This is a genomic window from Eisenbergiella massiliensis, from assembly GCF_003435485.1.
The window spans coordinates 1-19878 of the sequence record NZ_QVLV01000018.1; the positions used below are offsets into that span (position 1 = coordinate 1).

Annotated in this window: 22 protein-coding genes and 1 pseudogene; all 23 read left to right on the plus strand. The window is 53.8% G+C overall.

The window, feature by feature from the left end:
• Nucleotides 1–47 precede the first annotated feature (47 nt).
• Nucleotides 48–1262 (plus strand): annotated as a pseudogene (locus tag DXC51_RS20660) (VirD4-like conjugal transfer protein, CD1115 family); the annotation flags it as partial.
• Nucleotides 1263–1360: 98 nt separating this feature from the next.
• Nucleotides 1361–1573: a Maff2 family mobile element protein gene (locus DXC51_RS20665; protein ID WP_117545302.1), complete on the plus strand. Its 213-nt coding sequence runs from the start codon at nucleotides 1361–1363 to the stop codon at nucleotides 1571–1573.
• Between the two features lie 12 nt (nucleotides 1574–1585).
• On the plus strand, nucleotides 1586–2452 hold the full coding sequence (locus DXC51_RS20670; RefSeq protein WP_117545303.1) for a VirB6/TrbL-like conjugal transfer protein, CD1112 family: 867 nt from the start codon (nucleotides 1586–1588) through the stop codon (nucleotides 2450–2452).
• 13 nt (nucleotides 2453–2465) lie between these two features.
• A complete protein-coding gene (locus DXC51_RS20675; RefSeq protein WP_117545304.1) occupies nucleotides 2466–3260 on the plus strand; it encodes a DNA-methyltransferase in 795 nt (264 codons plus the stop codon).
• A gap of 2 nt (nucleotides 3261–3262) precedes the next feature.
• On the plus strand, nucleotides 3263–3853 hold the full coding sequence (locus tag DXC51_RS20680) for an MT-A70 family methyltransferase (RefSeq protein ID WP_330413865.1): 591 nt from the start codon (nucleotides 3263–3265) through the stop codon (nucleotides 3851–3853).
• On the plus strand, nucleotides 3841–4242 hold the full coding sequence (locus DXC51_RS20685; RefSeq protein ID WP_117545306.1) for a PrgI family protein: 402 nt from the start codon (nucleotides 3841–3843) through the stop codon (nucleotides 4240–4242). Before DXC51_RS20680 ends, DXC51_RS20685 begins: the two co-directional genes overlap by 13 nt.
• A complete protein-coding gene (locus tag DXC51_RS20690; RefSeq protein WP_408608871.1) occupies nucleotides 4184–6556 on the plus strand; it encodes a VirB4-like conjugal transfer ATPase, CD1110 family in 2373 nt (790 codons plus the stop codon). Before DXC51_RS20685 ends, DXC51_RS20690 begins: the two co-directional genes overlap by 59 nt.
• Nucleotides 6540–8231, plus strand: a complete 1692-nt coding sequence (locus DXC51_RS20695; protein WP_117545307.1) for a C40 family peptidase — start codon at nucleotides 6540–6542, stop codon at nucleotides 8229–8231. Before DXC51_RS20690 ends, DXC51_RS20695 begins: the two co-directional genes overlap by 17 nt.
• A 13-nt stretch (nucleotides 8232–8244) precedes the next feature.
• Nucleotides 8245–8511: a DUF4315 family protein gene (locus DXC51_RS20700; protein ID WP_117545308.1), complete on the plus strand. Its 267-nt coding sequence runs from the start codon at nucleotides 8245–8247 to the stop codon at nucleotides 8509–8511.
• A 2-nt stretch (nucleotides 8512–8513) separates the two neighbouring features.
• Nucleotides 8514–9287, plus strand: a complete 774-nt coding sequence (locus tag DXC51_RS20705; RefSeq protein WP_117545309.1) for a DUF4366 domain-containing protein — start codon at nucleotides 8514–8516, stop codon at nucleotides 9285–9287.
• Between the two features lie 177 nt (nucleotides 9288–9464).
• Nucleotides 9465–9827 (plus strand): cysteine-rich VLP protein, encoded by a 363-nt coding sequence (locus tag DXC51_RS20710; protein ID WP_117545310.1) that lies wholly within the window; start codon nucleotides 9465–9467, stop codon nucleotides 9825–9827.
• Between the two features lie 174 nt (nucleotides 9828–10001).
• Nucleotides 10002–10157, plus strand: a complete 156-nt coding sequence (locus DXC51_RS29600; protein ID WP_181970147.1) for a hypothetical protein — start codon at nucleotides 10002–10004, stop codon at nucleotides 10155–10157.
• Nucleotides 10154–10501: a plasmid mobilization protein gene (locus DXC51_RS20720; RefSeq protein ID WP_117545312.1), complete on the plus strand. Its 348-nt coding sequence runs from the start codon at nucleotides 10154–10156 to the stop codon at nucleotides 10499–10501. Before DXC51_RS29600 ends, DXC51_RS20720 begins: the two co-directional genes overlap by 4 nt.
• A gap of 159 nt (nucleotides 10502–10660) precedes the next feature.
• A complete protein-coding gene (locus DXC51_RS20725) occupies nucleotides 10661–12007 on the plus strand; it encodes a relaxase/mobilization nuclease domain-containing protein (RefSeq protein ID WP_117545313.1) in 1347 nt (448 codons plus the stop codon).
• Nucleotides 12008–12296: 289 nt separating this feature from the next.
• Nucleotides 12297–12917 (plus strand): TetR/AcrR family transcriptional regulator, encoded by a 621-nt coding sequence (locus DXC51_RS20730; protein WP_117545314.1) that lies wholly within the window; start codon nucleotides 12297–12299, stop codon nucleotides 12915–12917.
• Nucleotides 12918–13067: 150 nt separating this feature from the next.
• A complete protein-coding gene (locus DXC51_RS20735) occupies nucleotides 13068–13985 on the plus strand; it encodes a DUF4299 family protein (protein ID WP_117545315.1) in 918 nt (305 codons plus the stop codon).
• 138 nt (nucleotides 13986–14123) lie between these two features.
• Nucleotides 14124–14609 (plus strand): hypothetical protein, encoded by a 486-nt coding sequence (locus tag DXC51_RS20740; RefSeq protein ID WP_117545316.1) that lies wholly within the window; start codon nucleotides 14124–14126, stop codon nucleotides 14607–14609.
• A gap of 181 nt (nucleotides 14610–14790) precedes the next feature.
• Nucleotides 14791–15972: a DUF1266 domain-containing protein gene (locus tag DXC51_RS20745; RefSeq protein ID WP_181970148.1), complete on the plus strand. Its 1182-nt coding sequence runs from the start codon at nucleotides 14791–14793 to the stop codon at nucleotides 15970–15972.
• 456 nt (nucleotides 15973–16428) lie between these two features.
• Nucleotides 16429–16851, plus strand: a complete 423-nt coding sequence (locus tag DXC51_RS20750; protein WP_117545318.1) for a sigma-70 family RNA polymerase sigma factor — start codon at nucleotides 16429–16431, stop codon at nucleotides 16849–16851.
• Between the two features lie 452 nt (nucleotides 16852–17303).
• On the plus strand, nucleotides 17304–17435 hold the full coding sequence (locus DXC51_RS30315) for a hypothetical protein (protein ID WP_278336990.1): 132 nt from the start codon (nucleotides 17304–17306) through the stop codon (nucleotides 17433–17435).
• Nucleotides 17436–17565: 130 nt separating this feature from the next.
• Entirely contained in the window at nucleotides 17566–19050 is a 1485-nt protein-coding gene (locus tag DXC51_RS20755) for a recombinase family protein (protein ID WP_117545319.1), read from the plus strand.
• A 24-nt stretch (nucleotides 19051–19074) separates the two neighbouring features.
• Nucleotides 19075–19689: a carbon-nitrogen hydrolase family protein gene (locus DXC51_RS20760; RefSeq protein WP_181970149.1), complete on the plus strand. Its 615-nt coding sequence runs from the start codon at nucleotides 19075–19077 to the stop codon at nucleotides 19687–19689.
• Between the two features lie 33 nt (nucleotides 19690–19722).
• The gene (locus DXC51_RS29605) at nucleotides 19723–19869 is read left to right on the plus strand and encodes a hypothetical protein (RefSeq protein WP_021639969.1); all 147 of its coding nucleotides are present in this window, start codon (nucleotides 19723–19725) and stop codon (nucleotides 19867–19869) included.
• The last annotated feature ends 9 nt before the right edge of the window (nucleotides 19870–19878 follow it).

Consider the following 19878-nt stretch of genomic DNA (forward strand, 5'->3'; position numbering starts at 1 on the left):
GCTAACCGGGGGAAAAGCCGGAGATAACATCAAAGGCTTACCTATCGGAACCGCTGGCCTATCTCAAAAACGAGGCGGACATCCTCAAATTTGTGGATACGCTCATAGCAAACACAAAGGGGGACGGCAAGGAGGGCGATCCGTTCTGGACAAAATCGGAAACGCTTTTGTATTGCGCCCTGCTGTCCTATATCATTTTCGAGGGCCCCGCCGAGGATCGGAACATGAATACGCTGGTGGATATGATTTCCGGCATGGAGGTCAAGGAGGATGATGAAAACTTCCTAAACACCGTGGACTATATGTTCAAGGGTCTGGAAAAGCGCAAGCCGAATTGCTTTGCTGTCAAGCAATACAAAAAATACAAGCTGGCCAGCGGCAAAACCGCAAAAAGCATTTTGATTTCCTGCGGAGCTCGCCTGGCTCCCTTTGACATCCCCCAGCTCCGGGAAATTATGAGTTATGACGAGCTGGAACTTGACCGCATCGGGGATCGGAAAACGGCGGTTTTCTTTACCATTTCCGATACCACGCCCACCTATAACTTTATTGTGGCCCTGGCCTTTTCGCAGATGTTCAATCTCCTTTGCGAGAGGGCGGACAACGTACACGGGGGCCGTCTGCCCCATCATGTGCGGGTACTGTGGGACGAGGCGGCCAACACGGGCCAGGTGCCAAACCTGGAAAAGCTGGTGGCGGTGATCCGCTCCCGCGAGGTGAGCCTGTGCCTGTTCTATCAGCAGTTGGCACAATGCAAGGCCATCTATGATAAGCACGCGGAAACCATTCTCGGAAATATGGACAGCGTGATCTTCCTGGGAGGCCGGGAGGCCAGCACGATCAAGGAAATTTCCGAGAACTGGCTGGGAAAGGCCACCATCTCCATGCAGACCGAGGGCCACTCCCGCGGCCAGTCGGAAAGCTACAACCAAAATACCCAGCGGCTGGGCCGGGAGCTTATGACCCCCAGCGAACTGGCGACCATGCCGGGCGACAAGTGCATTTTGCAGTTGCGGGGCCTGCCTCCGTTTTTCTCGCCCAAATACGATTTGAAGCAGCATCCCAACTATAAGCAAACGGCGGAAGCCGATAACAATAAAAACGCCTTTGACCTCGATAAGCTCATAAACCGCCGCAGGCGGCCTGGGCTGAATGAGGCTTGTGAGGTGTACGAGGTGGACGTGTCGGAAACTTCGCTCACAGACGAGGACGAGGACATTCTCAACTATGACGATGTGGACGATCCGGACGCTTTTGTATAAATTCGCTTCGAGACAAAGTGTCCCGAAGTGGCAACCTGCCGCCAGGAATGGCGGCTTTTTTCATGGCCGGGGCATCTTCCCGGAGAAAAGGAGGCTCTATGCAGTTTTTCGCATCTGCTATCGACACTTTACAGACCCTTGTTGTGGCCCTCGGCGCTGGCCTGGGCGTGTGGGGCGTGGTCAATCTGCTGGAGGGCTACGGCTCGGACAATCCGGGTTCCAAAAGCCAAGGCATGAAACAGCTCATGGCTGGCGGCGGCATCATCCTGCTGGGCACAACGCTGATCCCCCTGCTCTCTGGCCTGTTTTAAGGGCGGCGGCCTATGGATTTTCTCACCGACTGGCTCACGGATTGGCTCAAGGAGCTTTTAATCAGCGGGATCATGGGGAACCTTTCGGGGCTCTTTGATAACGTAAACGCCCAAGTCGGAGAGATTGCGGTACAAGTGGGAACGACCCCGGCGGCATGGCATGCCGGGGTGTTCTCCCTTATCCGCCAGCTTTCCGAAACGGTAATTTTGCCGATTGCCGGAATGGTGCTGACCTTTGTTGCGACCTATGAACTGATCCAGATGCTTTTGGAAAAAAACAATATGCACGAGTTTGACGTGGCGAATATCTACAAATGGATGTTCAAAACGTCCTGTGCCATTCTTATCCTGTCAAACACATTTAATATCGTGATGGCTGTGTTTGACGTGTCCCAGAGCGTGATCGCACAATCGGCGGGGCTCATCCAGGGCTCCACGGACATCACGCCGGATATGCTGACCCAGCTTGAGACGACGCTGGAGGGTATGGATTTAGGGCCGCTGTTGGGGCTGTGGCTCCAGTCCTCCATTATCGGCGTTACCATGTGGGCGCTGAATATCATTATTTTCGTGCTGGTCTATGGCCGCATGATTGAAATATATCTGCTCACCAGCCTATCCCCCATCCCTGTGGCGACCCTTGCCAACCGGGAATTGGGACACACGGGCCAGAACTATCTGCGCTCGCTGTTCGCCGTGGGATTCCAGGGGATGCTCATTCTGGTGTGTGTGGCAATTTACGCGGTGCTTGTCCAGGGGATCGCCACAAGCGGAGATCCCATCGGGGCGATATGGGGCACCGTTGGCTATACGGTGCTGCTTTGCTATATGCTGTTCAAAACGGGCGGTATCTCCCAGCGCATTTTCGGCGCGCATTAGAGGGGAGGCGCGTATGGCAGAACATTCAACCTTGGGACAAAGTGTCCCGAAGTCTCCGACTCCCCCGGAGGGGCTGTTCCTTATGGACGGCATCGAGGGCCTGCGCTCCCTACCCCGGCACTCGGTAGATATGCTCTTGACCGATCCGCCCTATGGCACAACCCGCAACTTTTGGGATGTGCCCTTGCCGCTCCCGGAGCTTTGGGAGGCGGTGCGCTGGGCGGTCAAGCCGGAGGGCGCGGTGCTGTTTTTTGCTCAATGCCCCTATGATAAGGTGCTGGGGGCCTCTAACCTGTCCATGCTCCGCTATGAGTGGATATGGTATAAGAGCAGATGCACAGGCTTTCTCAATGCCCGCCGCGCTCCGCTCAAGCGGACGGAGACGATTCTGGTATTCTATCAGAAACTACCCTACTACGATCCGCAGTTCGAGCAGGGCAAGCCCTACAAGAAAACCGCTGACCGGGGCGGCAACAGCTCCAACTATGGGAAATTTGTCCGTTCCGGCGGCGGCTCCGAGGACGGCCTGCGCTTTCCCGGAAATCTGCTGACATTCCCATCGGTACAGCGCACCGTCCACCCCACGCAAAAGCCCGTGGAACTGTGCGAGTATTTCATCAAGACCTACACCCGCCCCGGCGAGGTGGTGGCGGACATCTGCGCGGGCTCCGGCACAACTGCCGTGGCCGCCGTCAACACGGGCCGCCGCTTTATCTGCTTTGAAACCGCCCCGGCCTTTTATGCCCCGGCCACGGAGCGCATCCGGCTGGCGCAGGCGGCGGTGGAGGCCGGGGGGAAAGGAGTCTGACTATCGGAAACTATTCTATCATCTACGCCGATCCGCCCTGGCGATATTCTGCAAAGAACGTACAGGGGGCGGCGGAAAATCACTACCCCACAATGGGGATCGAGGAGCTATGTGCGCTCCCGGTGGCTGATCTGGCGGCCCCGGACAGCGCACTTTTTTTGTGGGCCACGTTCCCGCAGTTGCCGGAGGCCCTGCGGCTCATTAAGGCGTGGGGCTTCACTTATAAAACCGTGGCTTTTGTCTGGCTGAAGAAAAACAAAAAGGCGGACAGTTGGTTTTACGGCCTGGGCTTCTGGACGCGGGGCAACGCGGAAATCTGCCTGCTGGCGACCAGGGGCCATCCCAAACGGCAAGCCGCAAATATCCATCAGTTTATCATTTCCCCCGTTGAAGTCCACAGCAAAAAGCCGGACGAGGCCCGCGACAAGATTGTTTCCCTCCTGGGCGACCTGCCCCGCGTGGAGCTCTTTGCAAGACAGACCCCGCCCGGCTGGGACGTGTGGGGGAACGAGGTGGAGAGCACCGTCCCGGACTTCGGGACACTTTGTCCCAAGGTGGGCGGCCCGAAAGGAGGTCTTTCATGCCCTATGTAAATGTACCCAACGACTTATCCAAAATCAAAACGAAAATGGCCTTTAACCTTACCAAACGTCAGCTTGTCTGCTTTGGCGGCGCGGCGGCGGTGGGCATCCCGTCCTACCTGCTGGCCCGCAGCTCTATCGGCAACACCGGGGCCATGTTCCTTATGCTGGCCGTTATGCTCCCGGCGTTTCTGCTGGCGATGTATGAGCGTGACGGGCTCCCCTTTGAAAAGGTGGTTAGAAATATCATCCGGGCCCGTTTCCTGCGGCCCGGCGCGAGGCCCTATCAGACGCAGAATTTATACGCCCCGTTTACCATGCGGGGCTCTGTGGGAAAGGAGGATGCGATTGCAACAAGTAAAAAAGCAAACACCCAGGCGCGGCCCCGCCGCAAAGGGTAAAAACCGGGCGGCCCTGTCCGCCCAGCAGACGATCCCCTATGTGCGGATGCTCCCGGACGGCGTGTGCCAGCTCCCCGGCGGGCTCTATACAAAAACCGTGGAATATGAGGACATCAATTATTCTGTGGCAAGCACCGAGGATCAGACGGCTATCTTTAGCAGCTGGAGCTCATTCCTCAACTACTTTGACAGCTCTCTGCCGTTCCAGCTTTCTTTCATTAACCGCCGTTCCCACTCCCGGAGCCGCTACAAGGTGAACATCCCCCAGGCCGAGGATGATTTTAACAGCGTCCGGGCCGAGTTTACCGGGATGCTGAAAAATCAGATTGCCCGGTCAAACAATGGGATTGAACGCTCAAAATATATTACCTTTGGCATCCCGGCGGAAAGTCTGGACGAGGCGCGGCCCCGGCTGGAGCGCGTGGAGGCGGACGTTATGAGCAACTTTAAGCGGCTGGGCGTGCCCTCCGAGCCTATGGACGGGCGGGCACGTCTGGCCCTGCTTCACGGCCAGATGCATCCTGGGAGCCGGGAGCCGTTCCGCTTCTCCTGGGGGGATATTGCAAAGACGGGGCTTGGCACAAAGGACTTTATTGCCCCCGACAGCTTTGACTTCCGCCAGCCCCGGCTGTTCCGCATGGGCCAGTATTGGGGCGCGGCCTCCTACTTGCAGATTTTGGCGTCGGAGCTCTCTGACAAGCTCCTGGCGGAAATTTTGGAGCTTGACGCGGAAATGACCGTGACCCTCCATATCCAGACCGTGGATCAGCTAAAGGCAATTAAAACCATCAAGGGGAAAATTTCTGACATTGGAAAAATGAAAGTGGAGGAACAGCGCAAAGCTGTCCGGGCCGGATATGACCCGGACATTCTGCCGCCCGACCTTATCACATTTTCCAAAGACGCGGCGGAGCTTCTGGCCGATCTCCAGTCTCGCAACGAGCGGATGTTCCTCTTGACCTTTACCGTGGTAAATCTGGCCCCCACCCGCCAGCGGCTGGAAAATGATATTTTCACGGTGGGCGGCATCGCGCAGAAATACAACTGCACATTGAAGCGGCTGGACTGGCAACAGGAGCAGGGCTTTGTATCCTCCCTGGCCTTGGGTGGGAACGAGGTGGAAATCCAGCGGGGCATGACTACCAGCTCCACGGCGATCTTCATTCCCTTTATGACCAGGGAGCTCCGCATGGCCGGGCCGTCCCTTTACTATGGCATGAACGCACTTTCCCACAACGTCATTATGGCGGACAGGAAAAAGCTGAAATCCGCGAATGGGCTCTACCTGGGCTCTACTGGCTCCGGCAAGAGCTTCGCGGCAAAGCGGGAGCTGCTCAACGTCTTTCTTACCATTCCCCAGGATCGGATTATCATTGTAGACCCGATGGGCGAATATGCCCCGCTGGTGCAGCGGCTGGGCGGCCAGGTGATTGAAATTGCCCCGGACAGCCCTAATCACATTAACCCTATGGACATCCAGATGGGCGGCAACGACGAGGACAGCCCCCTTTCCATGAAAGCGGATTTTCTGTTGTCCCTGTGCGAGTTGGTAGTGGGCGGCAAGGAGGGCTTACAGCCGATTGAGAAAACCGTCATAGACCGCTGTGTGCGGCTGGTCTACCGGGATCTGGCCCTGGGCGTGGGGGACGGTAGGATTCCCTTGCTCCAGGACTTGTACGAGGAGCTTTTGAAACAGCCGGAGCCGGAGGCCCGGCGCGTGGCGACGGCCCTGGAGCTCTACTGCACAGGCTCCCTTAACCTGTTCAACCATCCCACGAATGTCAAAACCGACTGCCGTGTGGTGTGCATCGTGCTCAAGGGCATGGGAGACAATCTCCGAAAAATTGCGATGCACGTCACAAATGAGTTTGTCAATTCCTCGGTCAATACCAACTATCAGAGCGGCATCTCGACTTGGTGCTACTTTGACGAGTTCCATGTTCTGCTCCGGGATCAGCTCACCGCCAGCTATTTTGTTTCCATCTGGCAGATGCTCCGCAAACGGGGCTGTGTGCCCAGCGCGTTGACGCAGAACGTCAAGCACCTGCTGGCCAGCCCGGAAATCCAGAATATTCTGGACAACACGGATTTTATGATCCTGCTGTCCCAGGCGCAGAGTGACCGGGCGATTCTGGCAAAACAGCTCGGCATTTCCGAGCATCAGCTTTCCTATATCACACACAGCAATTCCGGCGAGGGCCTGCTGTTCTATGGGAATGTGACCATCCCCTTTATGGATCGTTTCCCCCGTGGGGAGATTTACGATCTTCTGACCACCCGCCCGGAGGATTTAAAAGATGGCGCGGCGGGATAAGGCTGGCCTTGGGCCCCGTGTGCGCCCGGAGCAGGCCGCGCCCCACGGGGCTCCGGGCCCGGAGGCCGGGGCTGGCACGAAAGAACAGGCCGGGGGCACTTCGGGACAAAGTGTCCCAAAGTCCAAATTCCGGCAAAAGAGCAGGCAGGAACAGGCCGCCGCGTCCAAGCTCCGCATGGAAAAACGCGGGGAGAAACTGGAGGCGGCAAAGGGCAAACTGGCAAAACAGAAGCCCCCCAAAAAGCCCGGCCCCGTCAAACGGGCGGGCGGGGCCCTGGGGGGCTCCGTCCACGGCTTTGTGCATGGGAAGATTTACGAGGTGGAGCAGGAAAATGTAGGCACCGAGGGGGCCCATCACTCCGAGCTTTTGGGCGAGTCCGCGTTCCGCCAGGGCTCCCGCTTCGTGGGGCGGCGCATACGGGAGCACCCGGCGCGGGCCGTCCGGCGGGCCGAGGCCCGGTATGGTAAGGCTGCGGCGGACTATCAATTTTACACCGCCGCCCAGGAGCACCCGGAGCTCTCGAAAAATGCCCTGTCCCGCTACTGGCAGAAACGGCGGCTTCGCAAGCAGTACCAAAAGCGGGCAAAGGAGGCCGCCCGCCAGGGGGCCGTGGCCGCTGAAAAGACCGCCGCCGCCACCGAAAAGCTGTCGGCCCAGGCGGTGGGCTTTGTGAAGCGGCATCCCCTGGGTATGCTCCTGGCCCTGGCCTGTGTCCTGCTCATTCTGTCTATGCAGTCCTGTTCGTCTGCATTGGTTTTGCTCGGCAACGCCGGGGCCGGGGCTGTGGGGGCTACCACCTACCCATCCCCGGACGGGGAAATCCTGACGGCGGAGGCGGCCTACCTTGATCTGGAGGCGGAGCTCAAAAACTATCTTGATACCTACACCAGCACCCACAATTATGACGAGTACCATTTTGACCTGGATGAAATCGAACACGATCCCTATGTGCTGATCTCCATTCTCTGTGTGCTCCACGAGGGGGAATGGACGGCGGCCCAGGTGCAGGGTACGCTGGGGATGCTCTTTGACCGCCAGTATATTCTTACAGAGCGCGTGGTGGTGGAGACACGGTATGACAGCGACGACGAGCCCTATTCCTGGTATATCTGTTATGTGACGCTGGAAAATTTTTACCTGTCCCATCTGCCTGTGTATTTCATGGGCGAGGAGCAGTTGGCCCGATACTCCCTCTATATGTCTACCCTGGGAAACCGCCCCGACCTGTTCCCCGGCTCCGCCTATGTGGATCGCTATGTGACAAACCCGCCCGCCGGATATGAGGTGCCGGGGGAGTATCTGGACGATGAAACATTCGCCGCTATGCTCTCCGAGGCGGAAAAATACCTGGGCTATCCCTATGTATGGGGCGGGAGCTCCCCGGCCACGTCCTTTGACTGCTCCGGCTTTGTGTCCTGGGTAATCAATCACTCTGGCTGGAATGTGGGCCGCCTGGGGGCCCAAGGGCTCTATAACATCTGCACCCGCACCAGCTCCCCGCGCCCCGGCGATCTGGTCTTTTTCAAGGGCACATATGACACGCCGGGCGTTTCCCATGTGGGCATCTATGTGGGGGACGGAATGATGATCCATTGTGGCGATCCCATCAGCTATGCAAACTTAAATACCAGCTACTGGCAGTCTCATTTTTACGCCTACGGGCGTTTGCCTTGAATGGAGGTTTTGAATGGCAACAGCAAAAAGTATGAAAATCCAGGCCGAGATTGATAAGGTCAAGGCCAAAATCAGCGAACAGCAGGCCCGGCTGAAAGAATTGGAGCAGAAGAAACTGGAGGCCGAAAACAGCGAGATCGTGGACATCGTGCGGGGCATGAGCATCCCTCTTACGGAGCTCTCCCTGGTGCTCCAGAAGCTCCGGGACGATGGCACTTTGGGACAAAGTGTCCCGAAGTCCGAGCCCGCGCCTGTTACCGAGGGAAAGGAGGACAACTGAATATGAAACGCTTTCGAGTCTTGACGGCGGCGCTTTGCGCCGCTGTTCTTTTATGTGGCTTTGCCCCCGTAACGGCCTACGCCGGGGGCGGCGAGGACTGGGAGGGGCTTGACCCCGTGGAGCCCACTGTCACGGAGGAGCCGGTGATTGAGCCCGGCGAGGGCTTTTCTGAGGACGGTAATCTTGTGACCCGTGATCTGCTATATGACAAGCATACCAACAAGCAGTTTATTACCGTCCAGACCAGCGGCGGGGCCACCTTTTACATTGTCATTGACTACGACAAGCCCGTGGACGAGGACGGCGAACAGTACCAGACGTATTTTCTGAATACGGTGGACGAGGCCGATCTGCTGGCCGCTGCCGAGGCCGCTGGTGCGGAGCTGGCCTCCTGCTCCTGCTCGGACAAATGCGTGGCGGGGGCTGTCAATACCGACTGCGCGGTGTGCGCCGCCAATATGACCGAGTGCGCGGGTGTGGAGCAAAAGCCGGAACCAGAACCGGAGCCTGTGGCCGAGCCCGACGCCGAGCCGGAGCCGGAAACAGAAAAAGGCAACGCCGGGATGCTCCTGCTGGTGCTGGCCGTGGCGGTGTTGGGCGGCGGGGCCGCGTTCTATTTTAAGGTGTACCGCCCCAAACAGCAGGCGGCAACAGAGCCGGAGGAGGACTACAGCGAGGAACTGGAGGACTATGACGGCGAGGAGGACGGCCCGCCCTGGGATGAAGACGAGGATGAAGACGAGGACGAAAACGAGGATACGGAGGACGGGGAATGAATTTCACAGCAAGCTCTTTTGAACGGATGATGAAACAAAAGCCCCGGCCCCAGGCTCCCGGCCCGGCCAAACCGCCCAGGGGCTCCGCCTGCTCCGGCTGTCCCTACTGGCGGGGCCTGCGCTGTGTTTGCTGTTATCAGAAACTTTCTCCCAGGCCGGGCGGCGGGAGGTGACGCTTTGGCCCGCGAACTGACACGGGAGGAAAAGGCGGCCATCCGCTCCCTGGTGGTGAAATGGTGCGCCAACTATGACCGGGCCTGTGGATGCCTGCCCCTGGACTGTGAGTGCTATATGCTGGGAAAGTGCTGGACAGGTGCCTATTGCCGCTACTTCCGGGAGACCGTCCTGCCCCTTGATCCGGCGCTGGAGGCCGCCCTTACTACCGAGGGCCCCAGGCCGGATTTCAAGCCCTGCCCCATCTGCGGCGGGGCCGTGGCCCCGGACAGGCGGCAGGCGTATTGTTCAGAGGCTTGTGCCTTAAAAGCCCACCGCCGCCAACAGCGGGAATATATGCGCCGGAAACGGGGGGTGATCTGTTGACAATTAGCCCCCGGAAAACCCGCTGATTTCAAGGCTTTTTTGGGCCGCTTTTGGGGCGGGCCGTAGTTTTATATGCCCTGCCCCGGAATGGCCGAAATGCTGTCAACATGGAAAAACGGGACTTTGGGACAAAGTGTCCCGAAGTCCCAGGCTGTTATGATTGAGGAGGTATCTATGGAAAAACAGAACGACCAGGAATTTGCCCATCTGGAGGTCAAGCGTCTTTGCGGCGTGTTCGGCGCGCCCCTGCCCCCTGTGGAGGAAAAGCCCGTGGATAAGGTCAAAGAGCCGCCCCGCCCCTATCGGAGCCGGGAACGGGAGGAGCGGTGACAAAGAAACGCCGCCGCCCTGTCCATCTTCATGTCATGGTGTCCGAGGAGGAGCAGGAGCTGATCCGGGAGCGCATGGCCGAGGCTGGCATCCGCAACATGGGAGCCTATATGCGGAAAATGGCCCTTAACGGTTATGTGCTCCACGTTGACCTCTCGCCCGTCCGGGAGCTGGTGTCGCTCCAGCGGCGGTGCTCAAACAATCTAAACCAGGTGGCGATCCAGGCCAACACCTACGGCGGCATCTACCCGGAGGAGATCGCCGCCCTGCAAAGGGACTATGCGGCCTTATGGGGGCCGTTGTCTGATTTACTGGAAAGGCTCTCCGCCGTGGTGGAGCTTTGACCCTCCGGGGAGCGGTGCTGTGCCGCTCCCCGGTTTTCACGACTTTGGGACACTTTGTCCCAAGGTGGCGAAAGCCGCATACAGAGAGGAGGGGTATTCACGGCCACAACCTACATCCGGCCCTACAAGGTAGCGGCTGGAAAAAGTGCAATCCAGACGATGGAGGGGCGGTTTGATTATGGGCTCAATCCCAAAAAGCTGGGGGCTGTGTCCGCTTATCTCTGCGATCCGTCCACAGTTCCCGCCGAGTTCCTGCTGGTAAAAAGCCAGTACCAGGCGGAAACGGCCCGGCCCGTGGAGCGCGGGACCCTGTTCTTCCAGATCCGGCAGGCGTTCCCGCCCGGCGAGGTGACGGCGGAGGAGGCAAATAAAATCGGCTATGAAACGGCGATGCGCTGGACGAAAGGCAAATACCAGTTTTTCGTCTGTACGCATACCGACAAAGGCCACATTCACAATCATATTTATTACAACTCCATGGCCTTTGACTGCTCCCGGAAATTCCATAATTTTATCGGCTCGTCCTTTGCCCTCCGGCGGCTGTCTGACCGGGTGTGCATCGAGCACGAGCTGTCCTATATCCAAAATCCCAAACTGCACAGCAAGGGCCGCTTTCTCCACTACGGTCAATGGATCGGGGAAAAGCCGCCCTCTGCCCAGCAGAGGGTGCGGCTGGCTGTCATCGCGGCCCTGGAAAAAAAGCCCGCCGACTTTGCGGTGTTCCTGCGGCTCATGGAGGAGTCCGGCTTTGCCGTTAAGCATGGGCGGGGCGGCATGATCTCGTTCCTGGCTTCCGGCCAGGATAAACCGACCCGGCTCCGGGCCTCTACCCTGGGCGCGGGCTTTGACCCGGAGGACATCCGGGCAGTAATTGCCGGGGAGCGGCCCATCCCTGAGCTTCCCCAGGACGCTCCGGCCCCGCCCCGGCGTGTTGATCTGGTGATTGACATTCAACAGCGCATGGCCCAGGGCAAGGGCCCGGCCTATGCGCGGTGGGCCAAGGTCTACAATCTAAAGCAGATGGCCGCCGCGCTCCAGTATCTGCGGGAGCACGAACTGGCCGACTATGCCGCACTGGAGGCCAGCACCGAAGCGGCGGTGGATCGCTTTCACAAGCTGGCCGGGGAGTTGCGGGACACGGAGGCCGCCCTCTCCAAAACGGCCCGGCTTATGGAGGCCACGGTGGACTATGCCAAGACCCGGCCTGTGTTCGATGGCTACAAGGCGACCCGGTACAGTAAAAAATACCTGGCCCAGCATGAGGCGGAGTTGGCCGCTTACCGGGCGGCAAAGGCGGCCATGAATGAAATCCTGGACGGGGTAAAGCTCCCCAAAATAGACACGCTGAAAAAATCCCGCCGGGAGCTGGCGGAAAAGAAAAAGGCCCTCTATGCCGAGTACCGCCAGGCCCAGGCCGATATGCGGCAGGCCGTGGCGGTCAAGGCGAATATTGACCACCTGCTCGGCGTGACGGACGGGCGGGAAAATAAGGCCCAGGAGCGGTAGCGACAGGCCGCAGACAACAGGCGCATAGCGCCGGGACTTTGGGACACTTTGTCCCGAAGTCCTGCGGGTTTGGGGAGCTCCCCAACAAGCATTTTTGCGGGCCTGCGGCCCGGCAAAAATTTCGAGTGTGGGCACACTCGAATTGCTTGCCAAAACGTGCGGGCCTCGGAAGTACCCGCGTTAAAACATCGGACTTATGTCATTTCACTCTTGTATTGTTCTATTGGATGTGCTAAAATAAAGTTGATTTTTAGAATTTGTTTTTATTTTGCAGGGAAGAGGTGACGGGATGCCAAAGGTAGCTTATTCTGAGGAGGATAGAGAGCGCATCAGAACGGAACTTGTTACAGTTGGTTTTGAGCTGATGGCAAAACAGGGCATACAGCATACTACTGTGGAGCAAATATATAAAAAGGTTGGTATTTCACGAACCTTCTTTTACTCTTTCTTTGCAACGAAAGAAGATTTGATCGTTGAAACACTATACTTACAACAACCTAAAATTATTGAACAAGTGCAAAGGTTGATGTCCGATCCTGCTTTAAGCTGGCGTGATGCTGTGAAGAAATTTCTCTATGCCTGTTGTTACGGAGAGAAAAATGGCATCGCTGTTTTAACGATTGAAGAACAGCAACTCATTTTCAAACGTTTGTCAAAGGAAAGCTATCAAATGTTCCGTCAAAAGCAGCTCCGTCTTTTTGGAGAAATTTTAGAAAACTTTGGTATAAAGGCGGATGCGGCAAGGATCAATTTATTTACAAATTTGAGTCTGACAGCGATGGTTGTACGCAAGGCAATCCCTGATACGTTACCTCTGTTTGTTTCCGAAGTTGCCGATGAAACAGTTGACTTTCAAATAAACGCTATTGTGGATGCCTTGGAGAAATTAAAAGCAACGCCTACCGCTTGAGTGATTGGAATGAGATAATCCGTCCGAATATCATGTTTCGGCCATATATTCAGACGGATTTCATTTTAGCCAGAATAAAAACAAATTTGATTTTTTTGCTCTTATTTTTGAGAGATAAAACCTAAAATAAAACGCAAAGGAGAACACGCGATGAAAGTATTTGATCCTTTTGTAAGCAAATATCCACCGGATAACAACTTGCGAAAACCTACTGCGGAAACGCTGGAGCAATTTCAAGGGAAAGTGCCAGCAGAACTTCTGAACTTTTGGCAGGAATATGGTTTCGGAAATTATGGTGAAGGTTTGCTAAAAATTATTGATCCAACCGATTATATTGATATGCTCACTCTTTGGCTGGGCGAACAGGAGGGGTGCCTTCCCATTCTAATGACTGGATTTGGAACGCTTTTTATTTACCGCAAGCTGTCTGATACAGCCGATGATATGTGCCTGCTTGATATTCACAACCGCAGATCGGGCAGTTTCTCTACCAGCTTTTCCGATTTTTTTGAGCGTATTATTCCCGCCGAAAATTTTGCGGCGCAGTTTCTGAGAGTGGGTCTATTTCAAGAAGCATTTGCTAAACATGGCGGCCTTTCAGAAAACGAGATTTTCTTCTTTGCTCCGGCTTTGGCTTTTGGGGGAACTGAGTCCATTCAATATATCGAAAAGGGAAATGCCGTTGTTCATCAGCACTTGTTGTTTGAAATGGGGGTGGATCATTCCGATGACACAGAAGCGGATGATATGTGGTCGCAAGCCTATGAAGCAAATCCCCATGTGTTTGAACTGGATAACGGTGGGCTTATGGTTAGCTTCACCCTTTCGGAAACTGTGGATACCATCCTGCCGTTAGCACCAGAAACAATGTACGAGATTGAGGGAGAGACTATTTCGCTGTGGGCGTTGACTTTTGTTAGCTTAACAAAAGATGAAAACCTTGGCTTTTTGGAGTACCGCAAGGCTTTGAAACAATTACAACCCTACATTGTAGAAGCGAGAGGAGATCACATATTAGTTCGCGGCTTGAGTTTGGCAGAGATGGAGCATATTCTGACAGAGCAATAGACTTGCTTTACCGCTACTTTGGGACAAAGTGTCCCGAAGTGATATAGCTATTATCAAAATCATTTCATTTATGATGCTGTGGGTACTATCCCATTCAGTTTCATATAAAAATATTCAAACATTTAGGAGGAAAAAATCATGGGATTTTTTAGCAAGTTATTTAAGGGCCCTGAAATTGACATGGAAAAGAGCAACGCAAATGCAAAGAAAATGCGTGCTCTATTTAATCAGGTTGTAGAGAACGGGGACAATTACAGACTGATTTTCGGATATACCGAGGATGTTAGTCGGTTTAACTATGGGTTTGTTCATGGGAGCAAAACAAAGATTGGAAATTTAATTGTCGGCTGGAACGAAGCCAGCCAGACGATTGTGGTCATTCCCACAGTACCCGATCTTTCCGGCTGTGGCGATCCGACCTACTATCGCCGTTCTGAAATTTTGAAAGCCTATCGGAACAAATACCCTACCGATGCTTTTATCATTTATCCAGACAAAAAAGGGTACATTGGGATCAATGCCTATGACTGGCTGGAAGATGAAAAGCTATATGTTTATGTATCACAGGATGATGAGTTGGCCGCTTTTACCGATTTCTTTATGAATCGCTTTGCAACAAAGTGAGGTAAAAGATGCCTATTGGAGAAATTGGAGCGTTCCTGCTGCTTCTTGTGATCGTGTTTATAGTTGGAAATCTATGGTTTCATTTCATAGAAGCAATACTACGGCAGATTAAAAAGCTATTTACACGTCACAAAAAACCTCCGGCATGGCATCCGCTCCCCCCGGACAAGGAGGATTGAAAATGTTCGATATAGACGAGATTATGAAACAGACACGGCAAGCAAAAGAGCAGGCACTCGCTTCTATGAAAGAAACCATGGAAAAAAACGAAGAACGAATTAGTAAAATCGAGGTTCCCAGTTCTGAAAAAAGCGCATCTGTATCTGCCGCCGAAGTGGAAGAACAGATTGCCGCTAATACTCAACGTCAAGTAGAAATTCTTGGACAGATGTTTGGGCCAGACAGTATGGCTCAAATGGCTGTTAATGAGGAATTGTTGCAAAAGATGGTAAATGATAAAGTTGCCGAGGCAACTTCGGCTACTGCTGGGGACTTGATGGGACAACTTTTCGGAGAAGATATGGGCATACTTGCGGCTGCTCTGGAAACGCTGGAAATGGAAGATGCGGACGATGAGGAAGAACTCTCATTCGATCTGGAACTGGAAGAAAACCTTTATACTACCTTGGAAGAAACAATGGCCCGGCTTGAGGCCATGCCTGAGCCAGAAGCGATCCCATATCAAAAAGACGATGTAAAATGGGAACACTTTGGCATCCTGCTGTCCGGGATTTTATCGACCCTTAACAGTCATAATCTGGATGGTATGGATGTGGAGGAACATATTCCTGTTATGGAGCAGAAAATCGTGTCCCTTGTGCGCCGCTCCTGGGGGATAGATGGCCGGAGTAATCTTTTGGATATGATCCGTTATCTGGCGCAGGAGGGTTATATCCTGCGGTATCAGCTTTATAGTGAGGCATCTTCGCCGGAGGAATTGATGGACGAAACGATGGACGAGGACGACCGCGAGTCTACCAGCCGGGTATGGAGGTTTGCACAACGGTATAAAAGTCAATATGCCCCTGGCTTTATGGCTGGGTGGGATGTTGGCCGGGCGGCCATGCTGACCCGCTGGGGATGCTATTTAGGCTGGATCACAGAAAGCGAGGCAGTTGGTATTCTGTGGGATCTCTCCCAAAAGGTTGTTGAGGAACTGCATAGCTGGCGCGAATTTGCGCAATCTTATCTTTTTGGCGGTCTAATGTGGAAATTGCTATGCGGTGACAGCTCCGCAGGAAGTTACCTGGGTTATCTTGCAGACGCCGCCACAGACCTATTGACCGGAAAAGCAGAGCAGGACAACGGACAATGGCGTGATTGCCCCTGGCCTGCACAGAGAAAAATTGGTTTCACATTATAAATCTTTTTGAAATTTGTTGCTATTCATCAGTCGCCAACGGAAACGGCATATAAAAAAACCGTTGGCTTGGCGGCTGTGTTGATGTGCGCCTAAACTAAAGTTAAGCGGCGGTTTTGAAATTAACCATTTCAAGGCCGCCGCCTTTTTATATCACACGGCGGTAACAAAGGAGGTACGCCGTGTCCCGCACAATCCTTACCCGCCCCCCTAACTTATCAAAAAAAGCCAGGGCCCCGGACAAGGATATTTTAATCGTAGCTGCGAAAATTGTTATAATGTAGGTGAATATCTCAATTTATGCGCTTGTGCGGCTTTATGTCGTACAGGCGCATTTTGTTATGTCTACTTTGAGACAAAGTGTCCCAAGGTACGGGGCGGCCCTCCCAGGTGCCGATCCCCGCCTGCCCTCCATTTCGTTTCCCCTCAACCCGAACAAAACGAAATGGAGGACAAGCTATGACAACCATCAATCTGAAAGATTTTTATTATTGGTACATACAAGATCAATTTATCGAGGTTGCTGACGAGGTGGCCGAGGCTCTCACCGCCAGCAGACGCCAGGAGGCCGCCTATGTGGAGCGGGCCCGGTACAACAAGGCATATTATTCCCTGGACTGTGATGACGGGATCGAATATTCCGCCTGCCAGCATGAGCCCAGCCCCCAGGAGCTCCTGGATCGCAAGGAAATGTTTTTCCGACTCTGGAACGCACTCAACTCCCTGCCGGAGCTCCAGGGCCGCCGGGTGGATGCCCACCTTATTCTCGGTAAAAGCTACCGGGAGATTGGCCGCGAGGAGGGCGTGAATAAAAGCGCCGTTAGGTGCTCCGTCCTTTGCGGGATCAAACGCATGAAAAAATATTTGCGGGAAAATTTCTAAAAAGCATCTCCATTACCCCCTGTTTTTCTGGTGGTATATGAGAGGTAGGTTGCCTACCTCTCCACAGCAGAACGGCGGCGGCTCCGAGCATAGCGCGGGGAGCCGGGCGGCGGGTGCGCGGTGACTTCTCCACAAGAGAACGAGCGACAAACACCTGCGCCGCAGGTGGGCCGGGCCATCCCACGGCCACGATCCGTCACAGGACAGGCTGGCCGCCTGTCCCTCCAGGCCTCCGTCCCCTGCTGTGTGGGAGTGCTGAGCCGAGTGTGGTTGTCTTTGGACAGGTCAAGGAAACGGGCGCGGCCTCCCTCTATCTTATGAAAGCGGAGCCCGCTTTATGAGCAGGGCTCCGGCTGGCTTCGAGACATTTTGTCCCGAAGTCCCGGTCAAGACAAGGGCCAGCACTTTCGCGGTGCTGGCCTTTTTGTCATTTCTGAAATGGGAGGTATTCTATGCACGCACAGACCAAATACAAAAGCGAAATGAAAACGGCTGTACTTGGTGATCGGACGATTACCATTAAAAATCTTACTCCCATTCTGCCCCCGCAGGAACGGGAAAATCGCAGGCGCGAGGTGGAATAACAGCTTTTTGATGTGTTCCGCAAATATGCCGGACAGAGGGGGGTAGTCAAAGGCATCCTTGTTGGATGGGGGCGGCAGAGGTATAATATTATTGTAGGTTGGCTCCCGTATAAACAGAAGGGAGCTAATTATGGATAATAGAATAGATGCAATTTACGGGCGGCAGTCGATTGACAAAAAGGATAGTATCAGCATTGAAAGTCAATTTGAATTTTGCCGATATGAACTAAAAGGCGGTGAAGCGAAAGAATACAAAGACAAGGGATATTCCGGGAAGAACATAGAACGCCCCGACTTCCAGCGGCTTCTGCGGGACATCCGGGCCGGACTGATCCGGCGGGTGATTGTTTACAAGCTGGATCGAATTAGCCGCTCCATTGTGGACTTCGCAAAGCTCATGGAACTGTTCAAGCAGTACAACGTGGAATTTGTCTCCTGCACCGAAAAATTTGATACGTCAACCCCGATGGGCCGGGCGATGCTTAATATCTGCATCGTGTTCGCCCAACTGGAACGGGAAAGCATCCAGATGCGTGTGCAGGACGCTTTTTATTCCCGGTGTGCCAAGGGCTACTATATGCGGGGCCGGGCTCCATACGGTTTTGATACGGAGCCCATCGTCATGGACGGTATCAAAACAAAGCGGCTGGTTGAAAACGCTGAGATGGACTACGCCGAGCTTATGTATGAAATGTATGCCGAGCCGGAGAACTCCTACGGCGACATTACCCGGTATTTTACCGAGAATGAAATCATGGTGTATGGAAAGACATTGAAGCGCGGTTTTGTGGGCCAGCTCTTGAGAAATCCGGTTTACGTTCAGGCCGATATGGATATTTACGAATATTTCAAGGCCCAGGGCGCGAAAATCGAAAGCCCACCGGAACTGTTCACAGGTGAATTTAGCTGTTACTTGTACCAGGGCCGCGAGGGGGAGGAAAACATTCTGGTGATTGCGCCCCACAAGGGCCGCATCCCCTCGTCCCTCTGGCTGGCCGTCCAGCACAAGCTGTCCCAAAATACCACGTTCCAGAATGGCCGCAAATGCCACAATACATGGCTGGCCGGGAAAATCAAGTGTGGATGCTGTGGGTATGCGCTGGCCAGTCTGAACGCTCCAAACGGTGTCACTTATATGCGGTGCAAGCAACGGCTGGAAAACAAAAGCTGTCAAGGGCCCGGCACTCTCACAAAGCACGACTTGGAAAAATCGGTCTATGAGGAAATGGTTAAGAAGATGCGGGAATTTCAAACGCTGAAAGGTAGTAATAAGGCGGAGGGGTACAATCCCAAACTGACCGCCGCCCGCGCTAAACTTGCCAAAATTGAGGGCGAGATTGAAAAGCTCATTGACACGCTGACTGGGGCAAACCCGCTTTTGTTGCAATACGCAAACAGCCGGATTGAAGAACTGGACGCGGAACGGCAAAAGCAGTTAAAGCTGGTGGCCGACCTCACCGCTAACTCTGTTTCTTCCTCACAGGTCGATAGCATAACGGGGTATTTAAGTCATTGGGAAGATGTGAGCTTCGATGACAAACGGCGCGTTCTTGACACGCTGGTTTCTAAAGTTGAAGCCACTCGCACCGAGCTTGCTATTGAATGGAAGATCTAAAACTTTTCACTTTGCATTGTACCCTTGTCAAGAACGCTTATATGTTTTGGTGCGCCATATTATGAGGCTGATCTTATTTATAATGCAGCGTTTATTACATGTCCGGATAATACAGTGAAGATTTACAAAAAAATTCATATTTGTGGATATGAGCATCAGATTTTCTCTAAAGGGCGTAAGCCGCTTATTCTTAATACGGAATATGGGAAAATAGGCTTTGGAATATGCTATGACACGATTCGTTACCCTGAGCTGATTCGCTATTACTGTTATAAAGGAGTTAATTTATATGTAAATTTATCGGCGGTTACGGAGGATGCGCAGTGCGATGCATGCTATTTAAAACGCGTGATAGAGTATCATGTTTTAAGCAACGGTATTTATATTGCGAGTTCCAATGTCTGCGGGATACAAAACGGTGATAAATTTTCCGGTGGAAGCTGTGTTGCGGGACCTGTGCGAAAAACGGAAAAACCGATACATTATTATTGTAATGAAGAATTATCCCAGGAGCCGGGAATTTTTACAGCTGAAATAAAACCGGAGGAAAATTTAAGAATGATTTTTGATGGGAACCGTTTCAGCCCGATTCCTGATTTTGATATGAATTTGTATTACTCATGGTATCAGGAGCGGTAATTATGCCTGTGCAGCTGCAGCCTGGGACATGCAATGAATTTTGCAGAAGCGTTTCTGGACAGAAAATTAAACGGCCGCGTCCTCACTTCCGCTTTAAAAAGCGATATGGTATGTACCTATGAAGTCAACCTGCCGGATGACATTATGGAAAATTATGTGAAGGAATGCCCCGGGAATTAATTCCTTCCT

What these genes read in the sequence shown, in the direction of transcription:
- DXC51_RS20665 (WP_117545302.1), top strand. Translation starts at nt 1,361, where the DNA reads ATGCAGTTTTTCGCATCTGCTATCGACACTTTACAGACCCTTGTTGTG.
- DXC51_RS20670 (WP_117545303.1), top strand. Translation starts at nt 1,586, where the DNA reads ATGGATTTTCTCACCGACTGGCTCACGGATTGGCTCAAGGAGCTTTTA.
- DXC51_RS20675 (WP_117545304.1), top strand. Translation starts at nt 2,466, where the DNA reads ATGGCAGAACATTCAACCTTGGGACAAAGTGTCCCGAAGTCTCCGACT.
- DXC51_RS20685 (WP_117545306.1), top strand. Translation starts at nt 3,841, where the DNA reads ATGCCCTATGTAAATGTACCCAACGACTTATCCAAAATCAAAACGAAA.
- DXC51_RS20690 (WP_408608871.1), top strand. Translation starts at nt 4,184, where the DNA reads ATGCGATTGCAACAAGTAAAAAAGCAAACACCCAGGCGCGGCCCCGCC.
- DXC51_RS20695 (WP_117545307.1), top strand. Translation starts at nt 6,540, where the DNA reads ATGGCGCGGCGGGATAAGGCTGGCCTTGGGCCCCGTGTGCGCCCGGAG.
- DXC51_RS20700 (WP_117545308.1), top strand. Translation starts at nt 8,245, where the DNA reads ATGGCAACAGCAAAAAGTATGAAAATCCAGGCCGAGATTGATAAGGTC.
- DXC51_RS20705 (WP_117545309.1), top strand. Translation starts at nt 8,514, where the DNA reads ATGAAACGCTTTCGAGTCTTGACGGCGGCGCTTTGCGCCGCTGTTCTT.
- DXC51_RS29600 (WP_181970147.1), top strand. Translation starts at nt 10,002, where the DNA reads ATGGAAAAACAGAACGACCAGGAATTTGCCCATCTGGAGGTCAAGCGT.
- DXC51_RS20725 (WP_117545313.1), top strand. Translation starts at nt 10,661, where the DNA reads ATGGAGGGGCGGTTTGATTATGGGCTCAATCCCAAAAAGCTGGGGGCT.
- DXC51_RS20730 (WP_117545314.1), top strand. Translation starts at nt 12,297, where the DNA reads ATGCCAAAGGTAGCTTATTCTGAGGAGGATAGAGAGCGCATCAGAACG.
- DXC51_RS20735 (WP_117545315.1), top strand. Translation starts at nt 13,068, where the DNA reads ATGAAAGTATTTGATCCTTTTGTAAGCAAATATCCACCGGATAACAAC.
- DXC51_RS20740 (WP_117545316.1), top strand. Translation starts at nt 14,124, where the DNA reads ATGGGATTTTTTAGCAAGTTATTTAAGGGCCCTGAAATTGACATGGAA.
- DXC51_RS20745 (WP_181970148.1), top strand. Translation starts at nt 14,791, where the DNA reads ATGTTCGATATAGACGAGATTATGAAACAGACACGGCAAGCAAAAGAG.
- DXC51_RS20750 (WP_117545318.1), top strand. Translation starts at nt 16,429, where the DNA reads ATGACAACCATCAATCTGAAAGATTTTTATTATTGGTACATACAAGAT.
- DXC51_RS30315 (WP_278336990.1), top strand. Translation starts at nt 17,304, where the DNA reads ATGCACGCACAGACCAAATACAAAAGCGAAATGAAAACGGCTGTACTT.
- DXC51_RS20755 (WP_117545319.1), top strand. Translation starts at nt 17,566, where the DNA reads ATGGATAATAGAATAGATGCAATTTACGGGCGGCAGTCGATTGACAAA.
- DXC51_RS29605 (WP_021639969.1), top strand. Translation starts at nt 19,723, where the DNA reads ATGAATTTTGCAGAAGCGTTTCTGGACAGAAAATTAAACGGCCGCGTC.